This window comes from Actinokineospora iranica (genome assembly GCF_900101685.1).
Classification (GTDB): domain Bacteria; phylum Actinomycetota; class Actinomycetes; order Mycobacteriales; family Pseudonocardiaceae; genus Actinokineospora; species Actinokineospora iranica.
This window is the reverse complement of sequence record NZ_FMZZ01000001.1, coordinates 763224-783495: the sequence shown is the minus strand read 5'-3', so window position 1 is coordinate 783495 and position 20272 is coordinate 763224. Positions and strand designations below refer to the sequence as shown.

The 20272-nt window shown below is 70.7% G+C and carries 15 protein-coding genes; 6 read left to right on the top strand and 9 right to left on the bottom strand.

Translation table 11 applies throughout. The annotated features are described in order from the left end of the window. Positions 1–33 precede the first annotated feature (33 nt). Positions 34–564, top strand: coding sequence for a hypothetical protein (locus tag BLS56_RS03575; protein ID WP_091448091.1), 531 nt, complete (start codon positions 34–36; stop codon positions 562–564). 136 nt (positions 565–700) lie between these two features. Next, the gene (gene lpdA, locus BLS56_RS03570; protein ID WP_091448089.1) at positions 701–2101 is read left to right on the top strand and encodes a dihydrolipoyl dehydrogenase; all 1401 of its coding nucleotides are present in this window, start codon (positions 701–703) and stop codon (positions 2099–2101) included. A 253-nt stretch (positions 2102–2354) separates the two neighbouring features. Here lpdA and BLS56_RS03565 read toward each other — a convergent pair whose 3' ends face one another. The 3 genes from BLS56_RS03565 to BLS56_RS03555 are packed head-to-tail and all read right to left on the bottom strand — an operon-like array spanning position 2355 to position 5959. Beyond that, complete coding sequence (locus BLS56_RS03565; protein WP_091448087.1) at positions 2355–3359, bottom strand: ABC transporter ATP-binding protein; 1005 nt, start codon at positions 3357–3359, stop codon at positions 2355–2357. Further along, positions 3356–4921 carry an ABC transporter permease gene (locus BLS56_RS03560; protein ID WP_228771317.1) on the bottom strand — a complete coding sequence of 522 codons (1566 nt, stop codon included), beginning with the start codon at positions 4919–4921 and terminating at the stop codon, positions 3356–3358. Before BLS56_RS03560 ends, BLS56_RS03565 begins: the two co-directional genes overlap by 4 nt. Beyond that, the gene (locus tag BLS56_RS03555) at positions 4922–5959 is read right to left on the bottom strand and encodes an extracellular solute-binding protein (protein WP_091448085.1); all 1038 of its coding nucleotides are present in this window, start codon (positions 5957–5959) and stop codon (positions 4922–4924) included. A gap of 336 nt (positions 5960–6295) precedes the next feature. Between BLS56_RS03555 and BLS56_RS03550 the strand changes: the two genes are divergently transcribed. After that, positions 6296–7432 carry a hypothetical protein gene (locus BLS56_RS03550; RefSeq protein WP_091448083.1) on the top strand — a complete coding sequence of 379 codons (1137 nt, stop codon included), beginning with the start codon at positions 6296–6298 and terminating at the stop codon, positions 7430–7432. A gap of 29 nt (positions 7433–7461) precedes the next feature. Here the strand turns inward: BLS56_RS03550 and BLS56_RS31215 are convergent, their stop codons facing one another. The 3 genes from BLS56_RS31215 to gltB form a co-directional block, all read right to left on the bottom strand. Then, positions 7462–7629 (bottom strand): hypothetical protein, encoded by a 168-nt coding sequence (locus BLS56_RS31215; RefSeq protein ID WP_175482645.1) that lies wholly within the window; start codon positions 7627–7629, stop codon positions 7462–7464. Between the two features lie 222 nt (positions 7630–7851). Beyond that, the gene (locus BLS56_RS03545; RefSeq protein WP_091448081.1) at positions 7852–9318 is read right to left on the bottom strand and encodes a glutamate synthase subunit beta; all 1467 of its coding nucleotides are present in this window, start codon (positions 9316–9318) and stop codon (positions 7852–7854) included. Further along, positions 9311–13867, bottom strand: coding sequence for a glutamate synthase large subunit (gltB, locus tag BLS56_RS03540; RefSeq protein WP_091448775.1), 4557 nt, complete (start codon positions 13865–13867; stop codon positions 9311–9313). The genes BLS56_RS03545 and gltB overlap by 8 nt, the downstream gene beginning before the upstream one ends. 458 nt (positions 13868–14325) lie before the next feature. Here gltB and BLS56_RS03535 point away from each other — a divergent pair, with 458 nt between their 5' ends. Next, the gene (locus tag BLS56_RS03535) at positions 14326–14802 is read left to right on the top strand and encodes an FxsA family protein (RefSeq protein ID WP_091448079.1); all 477 of its coding nucleotides are present in this window, start codon (positions 14326–14328) and stop codon (positions 14800–14802) included. Between the two features lie 91 nt (positions 14803–14893). After that, a complete protein-coding gene (locus BLS56_RS03530) occupies positions 14894–15430 on the top strand; it encodes a superoxide dismutase family protein (RefSeq protein ID WP_091448077.1) in 537 nt (178 codons plus the stop codon). 75 nt (positions 15431–15505) lie between these two features. On the opposite strand, the gene BLS56_RS03525 is transcribed toward BLS56_RS03530, so the two are convergent. Both BLS56_RS03525 and BLS56_RS03520 read right to left on the bottom strand, forming a co-directional pair. Continuing rightward, positions 15506–16369, bottom strand: coding sequence for a class I SAM-dependent methyltransferase (locus tag BLS56_RS03525; protein WP_228771316.1), 864 nt, complete (start codon positions 16367–16369; stop codon positions 15506–15508). A gap of 90 nt (positions 16370–16459) precedes the next feature. Then, positions 16460–17992 (bottom strand): substrate-binding domain-containing protein, encoded by a 1533-nt coding sequence (locus BLS56_RS03520; RefSeq protein WP_228771315.1) that lies wholly within the window; start codon positions 17990–17992, stop codon positions 16460–16462. A gap of 210 nt (positions 17993–18202) precedes the next feature. On the opposite strand from BLS56_RS03520, the gene BLS56_RS03515 reads away from it, so the two are divergent. Further along, positions 18203–19348 carry a Vgb family protein gene (locus tag BLS56_RS03515; RefSeq protein WP_228771314.1) on the top strand — a complete coding sequence of 382 codons (1146 nt, stop codon included), beginning with the start codon at positions 18203–18205 and terminating at the stop codon, positions 19346–19348. On the opposite strand, the gene BLS56_RS03510 is transcribed toward BLS56_RS03515, so the two are convergent. Next, positions 19349–20182 carry an NUDIX domain-containing protein gene (locus tag BLS56_RS03510; RefSeq protein WP_091448075.1) on the bottom strand — a complete coding sequence of 278 codons (834 nt, stop codon included), beginning with the start codon at positions 20180–20182 and terminating at the stop codon, positions 19349–19351. Positions 20183–20272 lie beyond the last annotated feature (90 nt).

Below are 20272 nucleotides of genomic sequence, written 5' to 3'. Positions count from 1 at the left end.
CCACAGTGGGGTGACGAGTCTCGGGAGGCGGATGTGGTTCAGGTCAGCCAGGTCAGGACGAGGTCTTTCGCGCCGCTGTGGCGGGGGCTGGATTTCGGTCCCGCCGTCGTCGTGCTGGCGCCCGGATCGCGGCAGCCCGCCGAGCTGCCCGCGGCGTGGCGACCGCTGGAAGAGCGGTTCCAGATCGCCTGGTGCGCCGTGCCCGAAGACGTGGAGTCCGTCGACCGGGTGGAGGACGTGCTGGAAACCCTGGCCGACCGCAACATCCGCACCCACGTGGTCGCCCACACCGCGCTCACCGACGTCGCGACGAGGCTGGTCGGCGAGTTCTCCCACATCGTCCGCGGTCTGGTCCTGGTCGGCGCCTCCCGAACACCCCAGCCGACCGGGGTCAGGACGCGGGTCGTCGCCCCCGGCGCCGACCCCGACCTGACCCGCCCGGACGTCGTGCGCGACGTGCTCGCGGCGGTGGACGCGGGCGAGGCCGCCAATGTGCGCTTGGACCTGCCCAATTACAACCGGATGACCCTGGGCAGGCTCCGCGTCGAGGTCGGCAGGCCCTGACCGGAGCGTGACCTGCCCCGTCCCGTCACCGCTCACCCGGGCCGGGGCAATATCGTGGGGGCATGAGCGAGCTGGCGAGCGAATCATCAACACAGCGCGTGGACGCACGGGGCTGCCGAACCGGTGAGGTGGCCGCATGAGCACCCACTTCGACGTCGTGGTCCTCGGTGCGGGACCGGGCGGTTACGTCGCGGCGATCCGGGCCACCCAGCTCGGGCTGAAGACGGCGATCATCGAGGAGCGCTACTGGGGCGGCGTCTGCCTCAACGTCGGCTGCATCCCGTCCAAGGCCCTGCTGCGCAACGCGGAGCTGGCCCACTTGGTGCAGCACGAGGCCGAGACCTTCGGCATCCAGGTGGACGGCCAGGTCAGCTTCGACTACGGCGCCGCCTACCAGCGCAGCCGCTCGGTGGCCGACGGCCGCGTCAAGGGCGTGCACTACCTGATGAAGAAGAACGGCGTCACCCAGTTCCACGGCCGAGGCAGCTTCACCGACCCCAACACCATCGAGGTCGCCCTCAACGACGGCGGCACCGAGACCGTGACGTTCGCCAACGCGATCATCGCGGCGGGCGCCACCACCCGCCTGCTCCCCGGCACCGCACTCTCCGACCGCGTGGTCACCTACGAGGAGCAGATCCTCACCGACCAACTCCCGGAAAGCATCGTCATCGCGGGCGCGGGAGCCATTGGCGTCGAGTTCGCCTACGTCCTGCACAACTACGGCGTCAAGGTCACCATTGTGGAGTTCCTGGACCGCGTGGTCCCCCTGGAGGACGAAGAGGTCTCCAAGGAACTCGCCCGTCGCTACAAGCGCCTGGGCATCGACATCCTCACCGGCACCCGCGTGGAGTCGATCGACGACAACGGCGCCAAAGTCAAGGTGACCGTCTCCAAGGCTGGCCAACAGCAGGTCATCGAAACCGACAAGGTCCTCCAGGCCATTGGTTTCCAGCCCCGCGTAGAGGGCTACGGCCTGGACAAAACCGGCGTGAAGCTGACGGAACGCGGCGCGATCGAAATCGACGCCCGCTGCCGAACCTCGGTAGACCACATCTACGCCATCGGCGACGTCACCGCCAAACTCATGCTAGCCCACGCGGCAGAGTCAATGGGAATCGTCGCGGCGGAAACCATCGCGAACGCCGAAACCATGGAACTCGACTACGTGATGATCCCCCGCGCCACCTACTGCCAACCCCAAATAGCCAGCTTCGGCTACACAGAAGCCCAAGCAAGGGAAAAGGGCTACGACGTCCAGGTAGCCAAGTTCCCCTTCACCGCCAACGGCAAATCCCACGGCCTAGGCGACCCGGTAGGCTTCGTGAAACTCATCAGCGACAAGCGCCACGGCGAACTCCTGGGCGGCCACCTCATCGGCCCCGAGGTAACGGAACTTTTGCCAGAACTATCCCTGGCCCAACAGTGGGACCTCACCGTCCACGAGGTAGCCCGCAACGTCCACGCCCACCCCACCCTCGGCGAAGCGGTCAAGGAAGCCATCCACGGCCTGGCAGGCCACATGATCAACTTCTAGCCAGTCCCTCGCCTCACCTCGCCTAGGAGGAGCAGGACAGCGAACCCGCTCTCCTGCCAGGCAGCACCGGCCCTGCCAGGTGCTCGATGGGCTGGAGTGGTTTCTTTGGGGGTGAAGGAAGATCCCTGGACTCGCCGTGGTCGTGGGGCCGAAGGCTCCCCACCCGTCTTTCCCCACGACGGGATCTTCCTTCGTAGGGGCCCCGAAGAAACCACTCCACCCCATCGAGCAAACCCCAGAACCAGCCACCCACTCAAGCAGGAAAGAACACCGCAGACCCAACGACGGAAACACACACAGAATCCCCAGAACCCCACGCAGAACCACCCGACACCCGAGCGGTCATCCGCGCCCCAGCGGCAACAAGACTCACAACCGAGTCATGCCCATGAAAGCTAACCCCTAAAACCTCCCCAGCCACCCCGGCGGCACCCAAAGCGATCTGCTCCGGCCGCAGCAACAAAACCCCATCCCCCTGATGCGACCCGACAAGCGGGACACGCCCAAGAGGCGACGAAGCCGACCCGCCAGAAGCCGTAGCAGGAAGCAACACCGCCTCACCCACAAAGGCAGCCACCCCAACATCCACCGGCCGCCGATAAACCTCCCCCGGCGAAGCGGCCTGCACCACCGCCCCATCCCGCATCACGGCCACGACATCCGCCATGGACAAGGCCTCGTCCTGGTCGTGCGTCACCAGCAGGGCCGTAGTCCCAGCCGCCCGCAACACCCGCCGCACATCAGCACGCAGATCCGCGCGCAGCCCAGCGTCCAACGCCGAGAACGGCTCGTCCAACAGCACCAGATCCGGCTGAGGTGCCAACGCCCGTGCCAGCGCGACCCGCTGCTGCTGCCCACCGGACAGCTCAGCGGGCTTGCGCCGCTCATACCCGCCAAGCCCCACCAGCTCCAGCATCTCCGCGACCCGCTCAGCACGCCGAGCGCGGCCCAGGCCGAAGCCCACGTTCCCCGCCACCGTCAGATGCGGGAACAGCGCTCCCTCCTGCGGCACGACCGCCGCCCGCCGCCGCTCCGGCAGCACAAACGACGACCCTGACACCACCCGCCCACCGAGCCGGATCTCCCCACCCGAAGGCCGCAGGAACCCGGCCACGGCCCGCAACAGCGTCGTCTTGCCGCACCCGGACGGCCCCAGCACCGCCGCGAGCGCCCCGGACGGCACAGCCAGGTCCACCCCGCGCAGCACGCGAGTGCCCCCGTATCCGGCGCTCAGCCCGGTGACAACCAGTTCGGTCACGTCTGCGCTCCTCGCGTCGCCGACTCCAGCACAGCGGCCTTCCCGGACCGGAAGACCGACATCTCCAGCAACACGGCGGGCACGGCGGAGACGACCACCAGCAGCGCCGCGTACGGCGCCGCCTCGGCGAACGCCGACACCCCTGTCTTCGTCCACAGCGCGGTCGCCAGGGTGTCCGCGCCGGTCGGGCGCAGCAGCAGGGTCGCGGGGAGTTCCTTCGCGCAGGTCAGGAACACCAGTGCCGCACCGGCGGCGATCCCGGGCGCGGCCAGCGGCAGGGTGACCGTGCCGAACACCCGCGCCCGCCCTCGGCCCAGTGACCGGGCGACGTCCTCGACGGCGGGCGGGGCGGCGGCGACGGCGGTGCGGACCGCGCTGATCGCGATCGGCAGGAACAGCGCGGCGTAGCCCAGCACGAGCAGCGGGGTCCGCTGGTACCACGGCTGCGCGAACCGCACGCCGAAGAACACCAGGGCCAGGGCCACGGTGATGCCCGGCAGCGCGTGTCCGGCGTAGGCGGCCAACTCCACCGCGCGCACCGGCCGCGACGAGTGCCGGGCGGCGAGGAAGCCCACCGGGACGGCCAGCGCCACGGTCGCCAGCGCGCCCAGCGCGGCGAACTGCACGGTCGTCGCCGTGGTGGACACCAGGGCCGCCGGGTCCAGCTCCGCCCGGCCGATGCCCAGCCAGCGGGTCAGCGCTCCCAGCGGCACCCCCAGCGACACGACCACGATCCCGGCCAAGCCCAGCAGCACGGGCCAGCGCGCGGCCCGCAGCCGCACCGGCTCGGCCTGCCGGGCGACCCCGGGACCGAGGCGTGCCGTGGACGTGCCGCGCATCCTGGCCTCGGCGAGGGCGAGCAGGACCGCGAGCACGACGAGCACGACGCCGATCACCGCGGCGGGGGTGCGGTCGAAGCTGCCCGAGTACGAGGTCTGGATGCCGAGGGTGAAGGTCTCGTAGCGCAGCAGCGACACCGCGCCGAAGTCGTGCAGGACGTAGAGGGCCACCAGCAGCCCGCCCGCCAGCGCGGCGGGCCACACCCGGGGCAGCGTCACCCGGCGGAAGGTCTCCCACGGCCCGTGGCCCAGCGACCGCGACAGCTCTTCCAGCGCCGGGTCGGCCGAGCGCAGCGCGGCGGCGACCGGCAGCAGCACCAGCGGCATGTTGGTGGTGGTCAGCGCCAGCCACGCGCCCGCGAACCCGACGACGTCCATCGACAGCCAGGCGAACCCGGACACGTACGACGGCACGGCCAGCGGCATCACCAGCAGGACCGTCCACACCCGCCGCAGCGGCAGCGCCGTGCGGGTGACCGCCCACGCCGCCGCAGTGCCCAGCGCCAGCGCGCTCGCCGCGACGGCCACGAGCAGGGTCAGCGTGTTCGCCGTCAGCTCGGCGGTGCGCGAGCGGACGGCGATCGCGAAGAACACGTCCCAGCCCTGGTCTGTCGCGCGCAGGAAGAGATAGACCAGCGGCAGGACAGCGACGACCACGGCGGGGAGCGCCGCGAGCAGCCACCCGGTCGCCCGCCGCGCTCCCCGGCCCCGGCGCGCGGTCACCTACAGCAGCCCGACCTGACGGAGCAGGTCGGCGGTCTTGGGCAGGGATTGCAGGTCGGCGAGCCTGAGGTTCGGCGGTCGCAGGTCGGCCAGCGGGGGCAGCTTGTGCTTGGCCGACGTCACGCCCGCGCGCACCGGGTACTCGGCTGTGGCGTCGGCGAAGTACTGCTGAGCCTCGGGGGAGAGCAGGAATTCGGCGAATTTGTTCGCGAGGTCCTTGTTCTTGCTGGAAGCCAGCACGCCGACGCCCGCCGCGTTGACCAGGGCGCCGGGGTCGTTGCCCTTGATGTAGTGCAGCTTGGCGTTCATCTTGTCCACACCGACCTGGTGGGCCTTCTCGAACCAGTAGTAGTGGTTCGACAGGCCGAGCGGCAGCTTGCCCTCGTCCACCGCGTCCCGGATCTTGATGTTGTTGTCGTACTTCTGCGGCTCGTTCGCCTTGAACTTCTCCAGCCACTGCCGCGCGCCGTCCTCGCCGCGCAGCACGCGCACGGCGGTGACGAACGCCTGCCAGGACGCGTTGGACGGGGCGAATCCGATTTTGCCCTTCCACTTCGGGTCGACCAGGTCGTCGATGCCCTGGGGCAGGTCGGCATCGGCGACCTGCCGGGGGTCGTAGACGACGACGCGGGAGCGCAGCGAGGTCGACACCCAGGCGCCGTCGGCGGCCCGCCACTGCTCGGGGCTGGCGTCGAGGACGGTCTGGGGGAGCGGCGCGAGGCGGCCCGCGGAGGCCAGCGCGCCGAGCGCCCCGGCGTCCTGGGAGAAGAACACGTCGGCGGGGCTGCGCTCGCCCTCTTCCGCGAGCTGACCGGCCAGCGCGGCGGTGTCGCCGTAGCGGACCTCCAGCTTGACGTCGGCCCCGAGCGCCGCGGCCGCCTTGTCGAGCAGCGGCTTGACCAGGTTCTCGTTGCGGCCCGAGTAGACCGTCAGCACGGGCCCGTCATGGGCGGGCTCGGTGCTTCCGCACCCCGCCAGCGTGGCGCCGAGCGCGGTGGCCAGGACCGCCACCGCCAGCCGGATCGACCGGTGTCTCATCGCTGCTCCCTGCTGCCGTCGACAGTGTGAGGGGAGGCTAACCTTCCAGGTTCGCTTTCACCCAATCGTGGGACATTCGGCGGGTCGCGGTTCCATCGTTCGTCGGCAGTGTGGGAACGCCTGCCGGGACTGGGCCGTTGTCCTGCCCGCAACATTTCCGACGGGGGGAAGACTCCGGCGGAGGCGGACTCGCGCACCGGGACGATGAGTAGGGCGAAGATCATTGCCGCGCGGGTTGCCCGGTAAATAGGCTGAACCGACGGAAAGCGGGGCCACCGCTTTCCGGAATCTGCCTGGGGGCAGGCCGATGAAAGCCCGAGAATCCGGGAGTGCCTGATGCGTGTCAAAGTCCTGTTCGCCGTTCTGCTGGCCGGGGTCGCCGTCGTCGCGACCGGCCCGAGCGCCGGAGCCGCCACCGCGGCCCCGCGAGCGTTGCCGGTGCCGCCGGAGGCGCAGTCGGCCAGGATCACCGACCTCAACCGACACGGCACGGTGGTCGGCAGCCTGATCGAGAAGACCTTCCCGCTGTCCAGAGCGACCGCCTGGGTCGACGGCGAGCTTCGGCCGCTGGAATGCCCGCACCCGCTGAGCCAGGCCACCCACGTCAACGACCGCGACCAGGTCGCGGGCTGGTGCTACGGGACGGACAACCAGGTCAAGGCGACCGTGTGGCAGGACGGCAAGGCGACGGTCGTCGCCCCGGCCGACGCCGAGTACAGCGAGGCGGTCGACATCAACAACCGGGGCGAGGTGCTGGTCTGGTCGCTCATCCGCGACCCCGGCGCTCCGGTCTACCTCGCCCGCTACAGCGTGTGGCGCGACGGCGCGCACAGCACCGCGTTCGAGGGCCCGCAGGGTCGGCTGTCGGACTTCGCCGTGCTGGGCGAGGGCGGCCACGTCGTCACCGAACTCGACGGCAAGATCCTGCGGTGGCGTGCAGGCCGGACGACCGAGCTGGCCCGCCCCGCGAACGCCGAGTCCGTCTACCCGGTCGACGTCAACGTGCACGGCGCCGTGGTAGGTGAGGCGCGCGACGCCGCGTTCGCCTACCGGGTGGTCGTGTGGCAGCGCACCCAGCCGGTGGACATCGGCACCCTCGGCGGGGCGGGCACCAAGATCGGCCAGACCAACCTGAGCGTCGGGCCGTGGATCAACTCGGCTGGCGAGGTCGCCGCGGAGTCGCGGACCGCAGACGGCCGCTGGCATGTGGTCCGCTGGCGCGACGGCGTGCTCACCGACCTCACCCCGGACGCGGCCGACGCGCGCGCGGCGGGCGTCAACGAGGCGGGCATCGTCGCGGGCACCCTGACCTCCACCGCGAACGGACCCACCACGGCGTTCGTCTGGCGGCACCGGCACCTGACCGAGCTGCCCGCCCTGAACCCGGGCGAGTCCTCGTCGGCGAGCGCGCTGCACCCGCACCGCGCGCAGGTCGCGGGCACCAGCGGGGACGTCCCCGTCGTCTGGGGATGATCCCGGCCGGGGAATGAGCCAGGCCGGAGTCAGCCCTCGGCGCGCTCCTTGGCGTCGTACGCCAGGTCGGCGTAGTCGGGGGCGGCTTCGGTCTCGCGCAGCGGGACCAGGTCGTCGGGCAGCACCCGCTGCGGCAGCTCCCCGAACCGGGCGTACCGCAGGAACGCGAACTCGTCGTCGGTGAAGTTTTCCGCCATGCCGTCGATTCTGCTCACTTTTGCGTGGCGGGGGCAACGATTCAGACCCGGTGAGACCTGTCCGCGACCTGCGCGCGGGCGTAGGTTCGCCGATATGCGAATCGTGAGCAGGTTCTCGCTGGTGGTCAGCCTCGCCTTGCTCGTGATGGTCTTGCCGACCCCCTGGTAAAAGGAACGGCTCGCAGGCGTCGTTGCCTGCGAGCCGTTGACTAGGGCGAGCCTTTAGACCAGCGGGCGGTCCGTCGGCTCGATCGGGCGCGGCAGCACCGCGCGTTCGGTCAGGTAGGCGTCCACGCCCGCGGCGGCGGAGCGGCCCTCGGCGATGGCCCACACGATCAGCGACTGGCCGCGGCCCATGTCGCCCGCGGTGAACACGCCGTCGACCGAGGTCTGGAAGTCCCGGCCGCGGGCGACGTTGCCGCGCTCGTCGAGGTCGACGCCGAGGTCGGTCAGCAGCGCGCCCTTCTCCGGGCCGACGAAGCCCATCGCCAGGGTGACCAGGTCCGCCGGGATGTCCCTGGCGGAGCCCTCGACGGGTGCGAACCGGCCGTTCTCCATGACGACCTCGGTCAGCCGCAGCGCGCGGACGTTGCCGTCGTCGTCGCCGAGGAACTCGGTGGTGGAGACCGAGTAGACCCGCTCGCCGCCTTCCTCGTGCGCGGAGGACACCCGGTAGAGCATCGGGTATGTCGGCCACGGGTTGGCCGTGGAGCGGGTCTCCGGCGGCCGGGGCATGATCTCCAGCTGGGTCACCGACGCCGCGCCCTGCCGGTGGGCGGTGCCCACGCAGTCGGCCCCGGTGTCGCCGCCGCCGATCACCACGACGTGCTTGCCCTCGGCGTGGATGGGGGAGCGGTCCAGCTCGCCCGCGGCCACCTTGTTCGCCAGCGGCAGGTACTCCATGGCCTGGTAGACGCCGCGCAGCTCCCGGCCGGGGATCGGCAGGTCGCGCCACGCGGTGGCGCCGCCCGCGAGCACGACCGCGTCGTACTCCGCGCGCAGCTGCTCGGCGGTGACGTCCACGCCGACGTTCACGTTGACCCGGAACTCGGTGCCCTCGGCCCGCATCTGCTCCAGCCGCCGGTCCAGGCGCGACTTCTCCATCTTGAACTCGGGGATGCCGTAGCGCAGCAGCCCGCCGATGGCGTCGGCCCGCTCCAGCACCACCACGTCGTGGCCCGCGCGGGTCAGCTGCTGCGCCGCGGCCAGCCCAGCGGGGCCCGACCCGACGACGGCGACCTTCTTGCCGGTGCGCGTCGTCGGCGGCTGCGGGGTCACCCAGCCCTCGGCGAAGGCCCGGTCGATGATCGAGATCTCGACCCGCTTGATGGTCACCGGGTCGTCGTTGATGCCCAGCACGCACGCGGCCTCGCACGGGGCGGGGCACAGCGTCCCGGTGAACTCCGGGAAGTTGTTGGTCGCGTGCAGCCGCTCGCTCGCCCGCTGCCAGTCGTCCCGCCAGACCAGGGTGTTCCACTCCGGGATCAGGTTGCCCAGCGGGCAGCCCTGGTGGCAGAACGGGATGCCGCAGTCCATGCAGCGCCCGGCCTGGGAGCTGCCCTTGCCCGAGGTGAACTCGGCGGTGCTGTTCTCCTCGTAGACCTCGCGCCAGTCCTTGAGCCGCAGGAAGACCGGGCGCGTCTTCGGGGTCTCGCGCGGGGTGGTCAGAAAGCCCTTGGGGTCAGCCATGTGCGGCCTCCATGATCGCCTGGTCGATGTCGCGGCCGTCGCGCTCGGCCGCGGCCCGCGCGGCCAGCACCCGCTTGTAGTCCTTGGGCATGACCTTGGTGAACCGGCTGACCTGGTTGTCCCAGTCGGCCAGCAGCGACCGCGCCACCATGGAGTCGGTCTCCGCGGCGTGCTTGGCCACGGTCTCCCGCAGGAAATCGGCGTCGTCGGCTGTGGTGTCACTGTCGAGCGGGTCGAGGTCGACCATCTCGGGGTTCACCCTGGCCTGCGCCAGGTCGAGCACGTAGGCCACGCCGCCGGACATGCCCGCGGCGAAGTTGCGCCCGGTCGGGCCGAGCACGACCACCCGGCCGCCGGTCATGTACTCGCAGCCGTGGTCGCCCACGCCCTCGACGACGGCCAGCGCGCCGGAGTTGCGCACGCAGAACCGCTCGCCGACCTTGCCGCGCAGGAACACCTCGCCGCTGGTCGCGCCGTAGGCGATGACGTTGCCCGCGATCACGTGCTGCTCGGCGGCGAACTGCGCCCCCGCGTGCGGCCGCACGACGATCCGCCCGCCGGACAGGCCCTTGCCGACGTAGTCGTTGCCGTCACCGACCAGCCGCAGTGTGATGCCGCGCGGCAGGAACGCCCCGAACGACTGGCCCGCCGTGCCGGTGAAGGTCACGTCGATCGTGTCGTCCGGCAGGCCCTCGCCGCCCCAGCGCTTGGTCAGCTCCGAGCCGAGCATGGTGCCCACGGTCCGGTTGACGTTGCGCACCGGCAGTTCCAGGCGCACCTTGTCGCCGGAGTTCAGCGCGCCCTCCGCGAGCTGGATCAGCGTGTTGTCCAGCGCCTTCTCCAGCCCGTGGTCCTGGGCCACGCTGTGGTGCCGCGTCGCGCGCGGCCCGAGCGCGGGCACGTGGAAGATCGGCGAGAGGTTCAGCCCGGACGCCTTCCAGTGGTCGACCGCGGCGCGGGTGTCGAGCAGCTCGGCGTGGCCGACGGCCTCCTCGATCGAGCGGAAGCCCAGCGCGGCCAGGTACTCCCGCACCTCCTGGGCGATGAACTCGAAGAAGTTGACGACGTACTCGGCCTTGCCGCTGAACTTCGCCCGCAGCACCGGGTTCTGCGTCGCCACGCCCACCGGGCAGGTGTCCAGGTGGCACACGCGCATCATCACGCAGCCGGACACCACCAGCGGCGCGGTGGCGAAGCCGAACTCCTCCGCGCCGAGCAGCGCGGCCACGACGACGTCCCGGCCGGTCTTGAGCTGGCCGTCGGTCTGCACCACGATCCGGTCGCGCAGCCGGTTGGCCAGCAGCGTCTGCTGCGTCTCGGCCAGCCCCAGCTCCCACGGCCCGCCCGCGTGCTTGATCGACGACAGCGGGGAGGCCCCGGTGCCGCCGTCGTGCCCGGAGATCAGCACCACGTCGGCGTGCGCCTTGGACACCCCGGCCGCGACCGTGCCGACACCGACCTCGGAGACCAGCTTCACGTGGATGCGGGCCGCCGGGTTGGCGTTCTTGAGGTCGTGGATGAGCTGCGCCAGGTCCTCGATCGAGTAGATGTCGTGGTGCGGCGGCGGCGAGATCAGGCCGACACCCGGCGTCGAGTGCCGGGTCTTGGCGATCCACGGGTACACCTTCGTGCCCGGCAGCTGACCGCCCTCGCCGGGCTTGGCGCCCTGGGCCATCTTGATCTGGATGTCGTCGGCGTTGACCAGGTACTCGCTCGTCACGCCGAACCGTCCACTCGCGACCTGCTTGATCGCCGAGCGGCGCGCCGGGTCGTAGAGCCGGTCCGGGTCCTCGCCGCCCTCGCCGGTGTTGGACTTCGCGCCCAGCCGGTTCATCGCGATCGCCAGGGTCTCGTGCATCTCCTGGGAGATCGAGCCGTAGGAGATCGCGCCGGTGCCGAACCGCTTGACGATCTCGGAAACCGGCTCCACCTCGTCGATCGGGACCGGCGGGCGCACGCCCTCCTTGAAGGCGAACAGGCCGCGCAGCGTCTTCAGCGACGCCGACTGGTCGTCGACCGCGCGGGTGTACTCCTTGAAGATCTCGTACTTCCCCGACCGGGTGGAGTGCTGGAGCTTGAACACGGTCTGCGGGTTGAACAGGTGCGGCTCGCCCTCGCGGCGCCACTGGTAGTCGCCGCCGACGCCGAGTTCGCGGTGGTTCGCGCGGACCCCGTCCGGCGGGAACGCCGTGCTGTGCCGCTGGCGCACTTCCTCGGCCAGCACGTCGAAACCGACGCCGCCCAGCCGCGAAGTGGTGCCGGTGAAGCACGCGTCGATGACCTCGGGGCCGAGGCCGAGCGCCTCGAAGATCTGCGCGCCGTGGTAGGAGGCCACTGTGGACACGCCCATCTTGGACATGGTCTTGCGCACGCCCTTGCCCAGCGCCTTGATCAGGTTGCGGGTCGCGGTGTGCGCGTCCGCGCCCTTGATCAGGCCGCGCTCGGCCATGTCCTCGACCGTGGCCATCGCCAGGTACGGGTTCACCGCGGACGCGCCGTAGCCGATCAGCAGCGCCACGTGGTGGACCTCGCGGGCGTCGCCGGACTCGGCGATCAGGCTGACCTGGCTGCGGGTCTTCTCCCGGACCAGGTGCTGGTGCACCGCGCCGACGAGCAGCAGCGACGGGATGGGCGCCTGGTTCTCGCTCACGCCGCGGTCGGACAGCACGACCACCCGGGCGCCGTGCTTGATCGCCCAGGACACCTCGGCGCGGATCTCGTCGAGCTGCTCGCGCAGCGCGTCGCCGCCGCCGCGCACGTCGTAGAGGCCGTGGATCGTGACCGACTGGAACTCGGGCAGGTCGCCGTCGTCGTTGGCGTGCACGATCTTGGCGAGCTCGTCGTTGTCGAGCACCGGGAACTGCAGGGCGATCCGGCGACAGGACTCCGCGCTCGGGGCGAGCAGGTTCGGCGCCGCGCCGAGGTAGGTGCCCAGCGAGGTCACCAGCTCCTCGCGGATCGCGTCCAGCGGCGGGTTGGTCACCTGGGCGAAGAGCTGGCTGAAGTAGTCGAACACCGGCCGCTGGCGGGTCGACAGCGGCGCGAGCGGGGCGTCGTTGCCCATCGAGCCGATCGGCTCGGCCCCGGTGCGGGCCATCGGTTCCAACAGGACCGACAGCTCTTCCTCGGTGTAGCCGAAAGCCTGCTGCCGGTGCACCAGCGAGGCGTGCGTCGGCACCTCGCGCTCCCGCTCGGGCAGGGTCTCCAGCGGCACCAAGCCCCCGGCGACCCACTCGGCGTACGGGTGCTCGGCCGCCAGCGCGCCCTTGATCTCCTCGTCGTCGATGATCCGCCCCTCGGCGGTGTCGACCAAGAACATCTTGCCCGGCTCCAACCGTCCCTTCCGGACGATCGTGGTCGGGTCGATGTCGAGCACGCCGACCTCGCTGGCGAGCACGACCAGGCCGTCCTCGGTCACCCAGTAACGGGCCGGGCGCAGACCGTTGCGGTCGAGCACGGCGCCGATCTGCGTGCCGTCGGTGAACGAGACCAGCGCGGGCCCGTCCCACGGCTCCATCAGCGTCGAGTGGAACTCGTAGAACGCGCGGCGCGCGGGGTCCATCTCGGCGTGGTTCTCCCACGCCTCCGGGATCATCATCAGGATCGCGTGCGGCAGGCTGCGCCCGGACAGGTGCAGCAGTTCCAGCACCTCGTCGAAGGACGCCGAGTCGCTCGCGCCCCGGGTGACGACCGGGAAGACCCGCTTGAGGTCGCCGGGAATCAGGTCGCTGGCGAGGGCGGCCTCCCGCGCGTCCATCCAGTTCCGGTTGCCACGCAGGGTGTTGATCTCGCCATTGTGCGCGACATAGCGGTACGGGTGCGCCAGCGGCCACGCCGGGAACGTGTTGGTGGAGAACCGGGAGTGCACCAGGCCGATCGAGCTGGTGACCCGCTCGTCGGACAGGTCGGGGAAGAACGCCTCGACCTGGGGCTCGGTGAGCATTCCCTTGTAGACGATCGTGCGCGAAGAGAGACTGGCGAAGTACAGTCCGTGCTCGACCGCGTCGTGCTCGGCGCGCTTGCGGACGCAGAACGCCAGGCGCTCCAACGCCAAACCGGACACGCCGTCCGCCGCCGCCAGGAACAGCTGGGCGAAATGCGGCATGACCGAGGCGGCCGTCGCGCCAGCGTGCTCGCGGTTCACCGGAAGCTCGCGCCAGCCAAGGACGACCGCGCCTTCCTCGGCGGCCACCCGCTCGGTGACCGCGATCGCCTCGGCGCGCGCGGCATCGTCGACCGGCAGGAACGCCGTGCCGACCGCGTACGCGCCCGCCGCGGGCAGGTCGAACTCGACCACCTCGCGGTAGAAGGCGTCCGGAACCTGGATCAGGATGCCCGCGCCGTCGCCGGTGTCCGGCTCGGCTCCTCTGGCGCCCCGATGCTCCAGATTGCGCAGGGCGACGAGAGCTTTGGCGACGATGCCATGGTCTCTGCGACCGGCGAGGTCGGCGACAAAGGCCACCCCGCAGGCGTCGTGCTCGTAGTTCTCGTCGTAAAGACCACCCTGGAGGTGGTCTTGGCGGGTCGTCACAGCTAGCGGCCCTCCCATGATCTGGAGCGCACACGGGCGCGTGGTCAAAGCAGGCGGGGAAAGGCCGCAGGGGGCACCTTCACCGTCCACTCGGCCCGGTGTCGCGTCATACGTGCGGCGACAAGTTCGCCCGGGCTCGGGCGGTGGAGCGCACCTCATCGTGCGGAGTGGCGGCACACACACTGGCGGATGTGCAGCCGATCGCGGCGATCGAGTGGGTCTCCGGTGTGGAGCAGCGATCACCGCGCGTGGGTAATCCCCGGGGTCATCCGGGGGGTTCTCATGACAATAGTGTGAAATCGACGTATCCGGGATACGCCAAGCGAGGCCCGTGGTGAAGGCCACGTGGTCTTGACGGCGTCGCTATCCAGCTGATTATACCCCTGACCTGGGGGAACAGGGCTTCGGGATCGTTTCCGCGGGTTCGTTCGTTGAACCCGGTGCCATCGAATCACATCCCGCGAGGAGCGCCCGCCGTGCCCGTCCTGCTGATCCTGCTGCTGGCGATGGTCGCCGAGATCACCGTGCTGGTGACGGTCGGCGACCTCATCGGAGTCCTCCCCACCATCGCTCTGCTCGTCGCGGCCACCCTGTTGGGCACGGCCCTGCTGCGCCGCGAGGGCGCCAGGACGCTCGCCGCCCTGCAACAGTCTCTCTTCGCCCGCCGCGCCCCGCAGCGCGAGCTGGTCGACGGGATGCTCATCGCCGCGGCGGGCGTGCTGGTCGTCGTCCCCGGCTTCATCAGCGACGCGCTGGCCCTGCTGCTGCTCCTGCCGCCGACCAGGGCGCTGGTCCGCCGATGGGTGGTCCGCCGGGCCGAGCGCGCGGTGGCAGACGGCAGGCGGGAGACGATCATTGTCGACTCGGTGGTGGTGGACCCTTCCGCGGTGGACCACGAGCCGCGGCGCGAGCGCCCGATCATCGTGATCCCGGAGAGCCGCCACACCGAATGACGGTTCTTCTCCCGTTAATCTTTGTCACCCCATGATGTGATTTCAGGTGGGCGGTGACCGCGGGCTTGGCAGGCAGTGCCAGGATCGGTGTATGCGATCACTGCTGACGGCGGCCGCGGCGCTGTGCCTGCTGGCCGCTTCCACCACGCCCGCCTCGGCGTCGGGGTCGGGCGCGTTCGAGCTTTACCGGGCGGGCGCCGACGCGGTCACCTACGACCCGAACATGGTTCCGGTCGGCTCGCGCGCCGCCGTGATCCCGTTCACCACCGGCAAGACGACTGTCGTGCTGCTGATCGTGCACGGCCTGCTGCCCAACCGGCACTACGGCGCGCACGTCCACACCAAACCCTGCGGCCCGGACCCGGCCGACGCGGGCCCGCACTTCCAGAACAAGCCCGACCCGGTCACGCCGTCGGTGGACCCCGCGTACGCCAACCCGGAGAACGAGGTCTGGCTCGACTTCGTCACCGGCCCGCACGGCCAGGCGGTCGCCACGGCGAAGGTGCGGTGGCGCTTCGGCGACCGCCCGGCGGGCTCGCTGGTCATCCACCGTGACCACACCCACACCGAGCCCGGCCAGGCAGGCGTCGCCGGTCCCCGCCTGGCCTGCGTCAACGCGGACTTCTGACCCGGCGGCCGCGTCCCGTCACGCGGCTATCGGACACCAGTCCGCCATCTCCGGGTCGCTCGGTGTCCGTCTTCTTCACGCGGGCGACGCGGTCGCGGAGACGAGCCAGCAGGCGGCGGTGAAGCGGACCTCGGTCCCGTGCGCGAACGGCGCGAACGCGGCGCGGGCCGTGTCGATCACCAGGGCGCGGGTGCGCTCGTCGGCGTCGTGGAGCGCGCGCCCGACCGGGCCGAGCAGGGTCAGGTAGCGGACCAGGTCCGGCTCGGGCAGCGCGCAGACCACGTCGAGCGGCGCGATGTCGATGTCGGCCCAGTCGCTCTCGGCGAGCACGCCGCGCACCCGGTCGGCGTCGGCGAAGGCGAACTGGCCCGGCGCGTCCGGGTTCCGGGCGGGCAGGTTCGGCAGCAGCGGCGCGGCGGCGCGCTCCGCGGTCGTCATGAACGGGTTCTCCCCGGCGCCGCGCCAGGCGATGAACCGGAGTCCGGCGCCGTCCGCAGCGGCCCGGCGCAGGTTCGCGAACGCCTCGACCGGATCATCGAAGAACATCACGCCGAACCGGGAAATGATCATTTCGGCGTCCCCGGGCGGGAAGGCGTGGGTTTGCGCGTCGGCTCGGACGAAGGCGGCCCGCGTGTTCTCCCGGTCCGCCCGCGCCCGCGCCGCGCCGATCATCGGCTCGGAGATGTCCACGCCGACGCAGCGGCTCCGGGCGCCCAGCGCCCGCGCGACCGCGGTGGTCAGCCCGCCGGTGCCGCAGCCGATGTCCAAGACGGCGGTGGGCGACTGAGCGAGCACGGCGTCGACCAGCAGGTTCTCGAACGGGGTGAACATCTGGTCGAGCAGGTCCTGGGCCTGGACCCAGGCCTGCCCGGCGACGCCGTTCCAGAGCGCGGTCTGGTCGGCGGGCTCGCTCCCCACGGTCGTGCGTGCGGTGTCCACGGTGGTCTCCCTCGTGCGGTTCGGATGTGGCAACCGCACTGTTCCAGTTCAAGTCGACTTGAAGTCAAGGCCGCGGCCTTGGCGGAGACCTCAGGTGGCGGGCCTGCACAGCACCGGGTTCTGCAACTCGTCGCAGGGGCGGTTGCCGTGTGAGCGGATGATGTCCTTGCCCACCTGGTTGGTCAGGTACCGCAGGAAGCTCGCGGTCAGGGAGTTCGCGGGGGGCTCGCCGTAGGTGTAGGCGTATTCGGTCTCCCAGAACGGGTACGCGCCGTGGACGGCCGCGTTCAGGGCGGCCTCCTGGCCCGCCATCCGGACCGCCGTCACGTCTTTCGCCCGGCCGGACGCCGCGCCGAACTCGGCGTAGCCGATGGCGCCGGGGACCTCGGCCACGATGTCGAGTAAATCCTCCGTGCGGTCCTGCTCGCAGCGGGTGACACCGGGCTCGCCGCCGCTGTCCTGGGTGCGGCAGTTGTCGGAATTGGTCGCCGGTTCCCGCTTGCCGTCGAGCACTTGGCGCTGGAAAGTGCCGCGCGTGCCGGACCCTGGTTTGCGGCTGACCAGGACGACCGGCACGTCCCGGCCGCCGATCTCCTTCCAGTTCGAGATCTGTCCCGCGTAAAGCCGCCGGACCTGGTCGAGGGTGAGGTCCGCGACCCCGGCCTCTTTGTTGGCGACCATCGTGAACAGTAGGAAGGCGACCGGCCGGGGCAGCAGCATCGGCTGCGTGTCGTCCTTGGCCCCATCGGTGAAAGACACCATTTCCGGGGTTTTCTCGCTGTTTTCCCCGGCCTCGGCCAGCTTTTGCAGACCGGCGGTGCTGCCGTGGAAATCGAAGTCGAACTCGGCGCTCCCGCAGGTGTCCGCATAGGACTTCGCGGCTTCCCGCATGACCTGTTCGAACGCGGTCGACCCGACGAGCCGCAGCTTCCCGGTCGCGCAGTCCAGCGGCGTTCCGGGACTGAACCAGATGACGCCGCCGAGCGCCAGGATGATCACAGCCATGAACACCATCAGCAGCGATGCCCGGCGGGGCGTCCCGGTGCGCGATTCGGTCTCCTTCGCGACCCCGCCCTTGATGCCCACCTCGACCCGGGGCTCCCCGGGTTTCCCCACCCGCTCCAGAATGGCCAGGACCTTGTAGTGGTCGCCGGGATTCAGCGGCACCTTGGGCAGGTCGATGATGCCGGTCGTCCCGTCCGCGTCGCTGGTCTCCTGGCCGGTGTCCAGCCCGGATTCCTTGCCGAAGTTGTTGCCCAGCTTGCGGTCGCTGAGTTCGGTGACGACCATCCCGGCGACTTTCCGGCCGGGAAACCTGATGCGCACGCCCGCCTTGACATCCGCGAGGACCTGGTAGTCGCTTTCATCGATGGCGGTCACGCCGTCGTTCTCGATGCGCACCAGGACGAAGGACGGGTCGGTCAGCGGCTTGCCGTCTTTCTGGGTCATCGCCGCCAGGATTCCGGCGTGCCCGGTGCCGATCTCGTCCAGCGCCGAGGTGTCCATCTGCATTCGGTATCCGAGCCGCTTGCGGCGGACGAGGACGAACTCCCAGAAAAAGGCGAAAATCGGTATCGCGACACCGATCAGGGCCAGAATGAACGCGAACAGGTCCAGATCCACCAGTGTCTCCCATACCGCACGAGCCTCGATTGCCCGAGTATCGCGGGAAATCGCCTTCGCCCCGCCGGTGTCGGCGACGCGCCGACCAGAGTTCACTGTCCCGTCGCCCGCGGTTTCCACCCGGTGGGCCGATCGGCCCACCCGTTGAGGCGATCGCCTCAACCGGGCGGAGATCCCTATCCTCGATCAAAGCCGACTCGAAGGAGCGACATGGCGAACTTCGCACGGCACCGGCACCGGTGGCTCCGCCTCGGCGCTGCGGCCCTGGTCGCCTCGGCGCTCGTGCGGGCCCCGGTCGCGGCGGCGGCCGGACCGATCACCGAGTACGGCCCGGTTCCCTCGGCCATCCCGATCGGCGGCGTGTGCGAGGTCGAGTTCGACCACCGCGGCGCGCTGTGGGTCGAGCAGTACCTGAGCAGCCAGGTCGCCCGGTTCGACCCGGCCACCGGGCGGTTCGACAACTTCACCACGCCGATGCCGCTGTCGGTGCCCGGCGGCATGGACCTCGACCGCGACGGCAACCTGTGGCTGCCCCAGGTGACCGGCAACAGCCTGCTCCGCGTCGACACCCGCGACGGCGGCATGACCGAGTTGCCGCTGCCGTGGGCCAACGCCTTCACCGCCACGCCGCTGGGCATCCCGCTGCACACCGGTCTCGGCCTGGCCAACGACCTCGCGCTGGGACCGGACGGCGCCCTGTGGTTCACCCTCGGCGGCCTGGACTCGATCGGCCGGTACGACCCGGTGACCGGGGCGTGGAGCAAGCACCGGGTGCCGGGGGAGATCCTCGGCCAGGTCGGCGCGCTGTTCGGGATCATCAAGCCGGGGCCCGGGCGCACGGTGGTGTTCGACCTGCCGCAGATGAACAAGGTCGCCACTCTCGACGTCGACACCCACCGGTTCACCCAGTACACGATGCCGACCCCGGCGTCGTTCCCGGTGGGCGTCCGCACCGCGCGGGACGGGTCGATCTGGGTCGCGGAGGCGCTCGGCATGAAGATCGCCCGCATCGAGCCGGGCGGGCGGATCACCGAGTACCCGCTGCTGGGGGTCGGCGGTCTGCTGAGCAGCGTTCTGGACGGCCTGCTGGTCGGCGGCATCGGCAATCCGCTGCCGATGCCGGGACCTATCGCTGAGGCGGGCGACGGGAAAATCTACTTCGCGGTGAGCTTTCCCGCCCTGTTCGGGCTCGGCAACCAGATCGCCCGGTTCGATCCGGTCACCCGGGAGGTGCGGATGTGGAGCACGCCGTCGTCGGCGTCGTATCCGTGCGACATCAACGTGCACCAGCCGGACGCGGTGTGGTTCGGCCTCTTGACCTCCAACCGGATCGGCAAGCTGGATATCGGCCGCTGATCACGTGAGCTGGGCCAGCAGCCAGCCGGGGCCGGCGACCTCCGCGCCCACCTCGACGCACCGCTCGCGGAGTTCACGGTCGGCGGTGACCACGAGGCGCGGCTCGGTCCGGTGGGCGGCGGCGGTTTCCACGATGGTGTCGTCGCCGTCGCGCGGGGCGTCGACGATCTCGACGTGCTCGGTCGGGGCGATGCCGCGGGCCTGGCCTTCGACCACCAGGATCATCCGGGGGTAGGCGAGGTCGAATGGGGCGAGAGCGGTCAGACCGGTGGTGGCGAGCGCGGTGAGGTTGTCGCGCAGGCGGGCCGCGGCGCCGTTGCGGTCCCGCCACCAGCCGTCCGGGCGGGAGCCCATGACGTTGGCGCAGTCGATGATCAGGAGCGGGCGGCGCAGGCATTCGCGCAGCCGGGGCCAGGACGCGGCGAACGGCGCGAACAGGGTCCAGTCCGTCACCTGGTCTATGGGAACCCAGGCGGCGGCGCGGGTCTCGGACGATGCCGCGTGGACTTCCGGGCGGGCGTCGATGGTTCCGATCACGGTGTCGTACGCCCAGCGGCCGTGGTCTTCCCGCAGGACGCCGTGGGGGCGCACGAGAGTGGGGTCGAGGGTGCTTTCCTCCGCGGTCTCGCGGAGGGCGGCGGTGATGGCGTCCTCGTGGCTGTCCCGCGCGCCGCCGAACAGGCCCCAGGTGTTGCCGCCGGGGGTCCACCAGGCGCGTTGCTGCAACAGGACGTGCCCGTCGTGGACCGGCAGCAGGCCTGCCGCCCCGTAGCGCCCCCAGTGGACGTGGCCTAGTGCGCATCGCACGATTCGGTCGCCGTCGCCGCGGGACATGCTGGGTCCTTTGCTCTTGGTTGTTCGCTCGATGGGGTGGGGTGGCTCCCGGGGTGGGTCGTGGGGGGTTGCTCGATGGGGTGGAGTGGT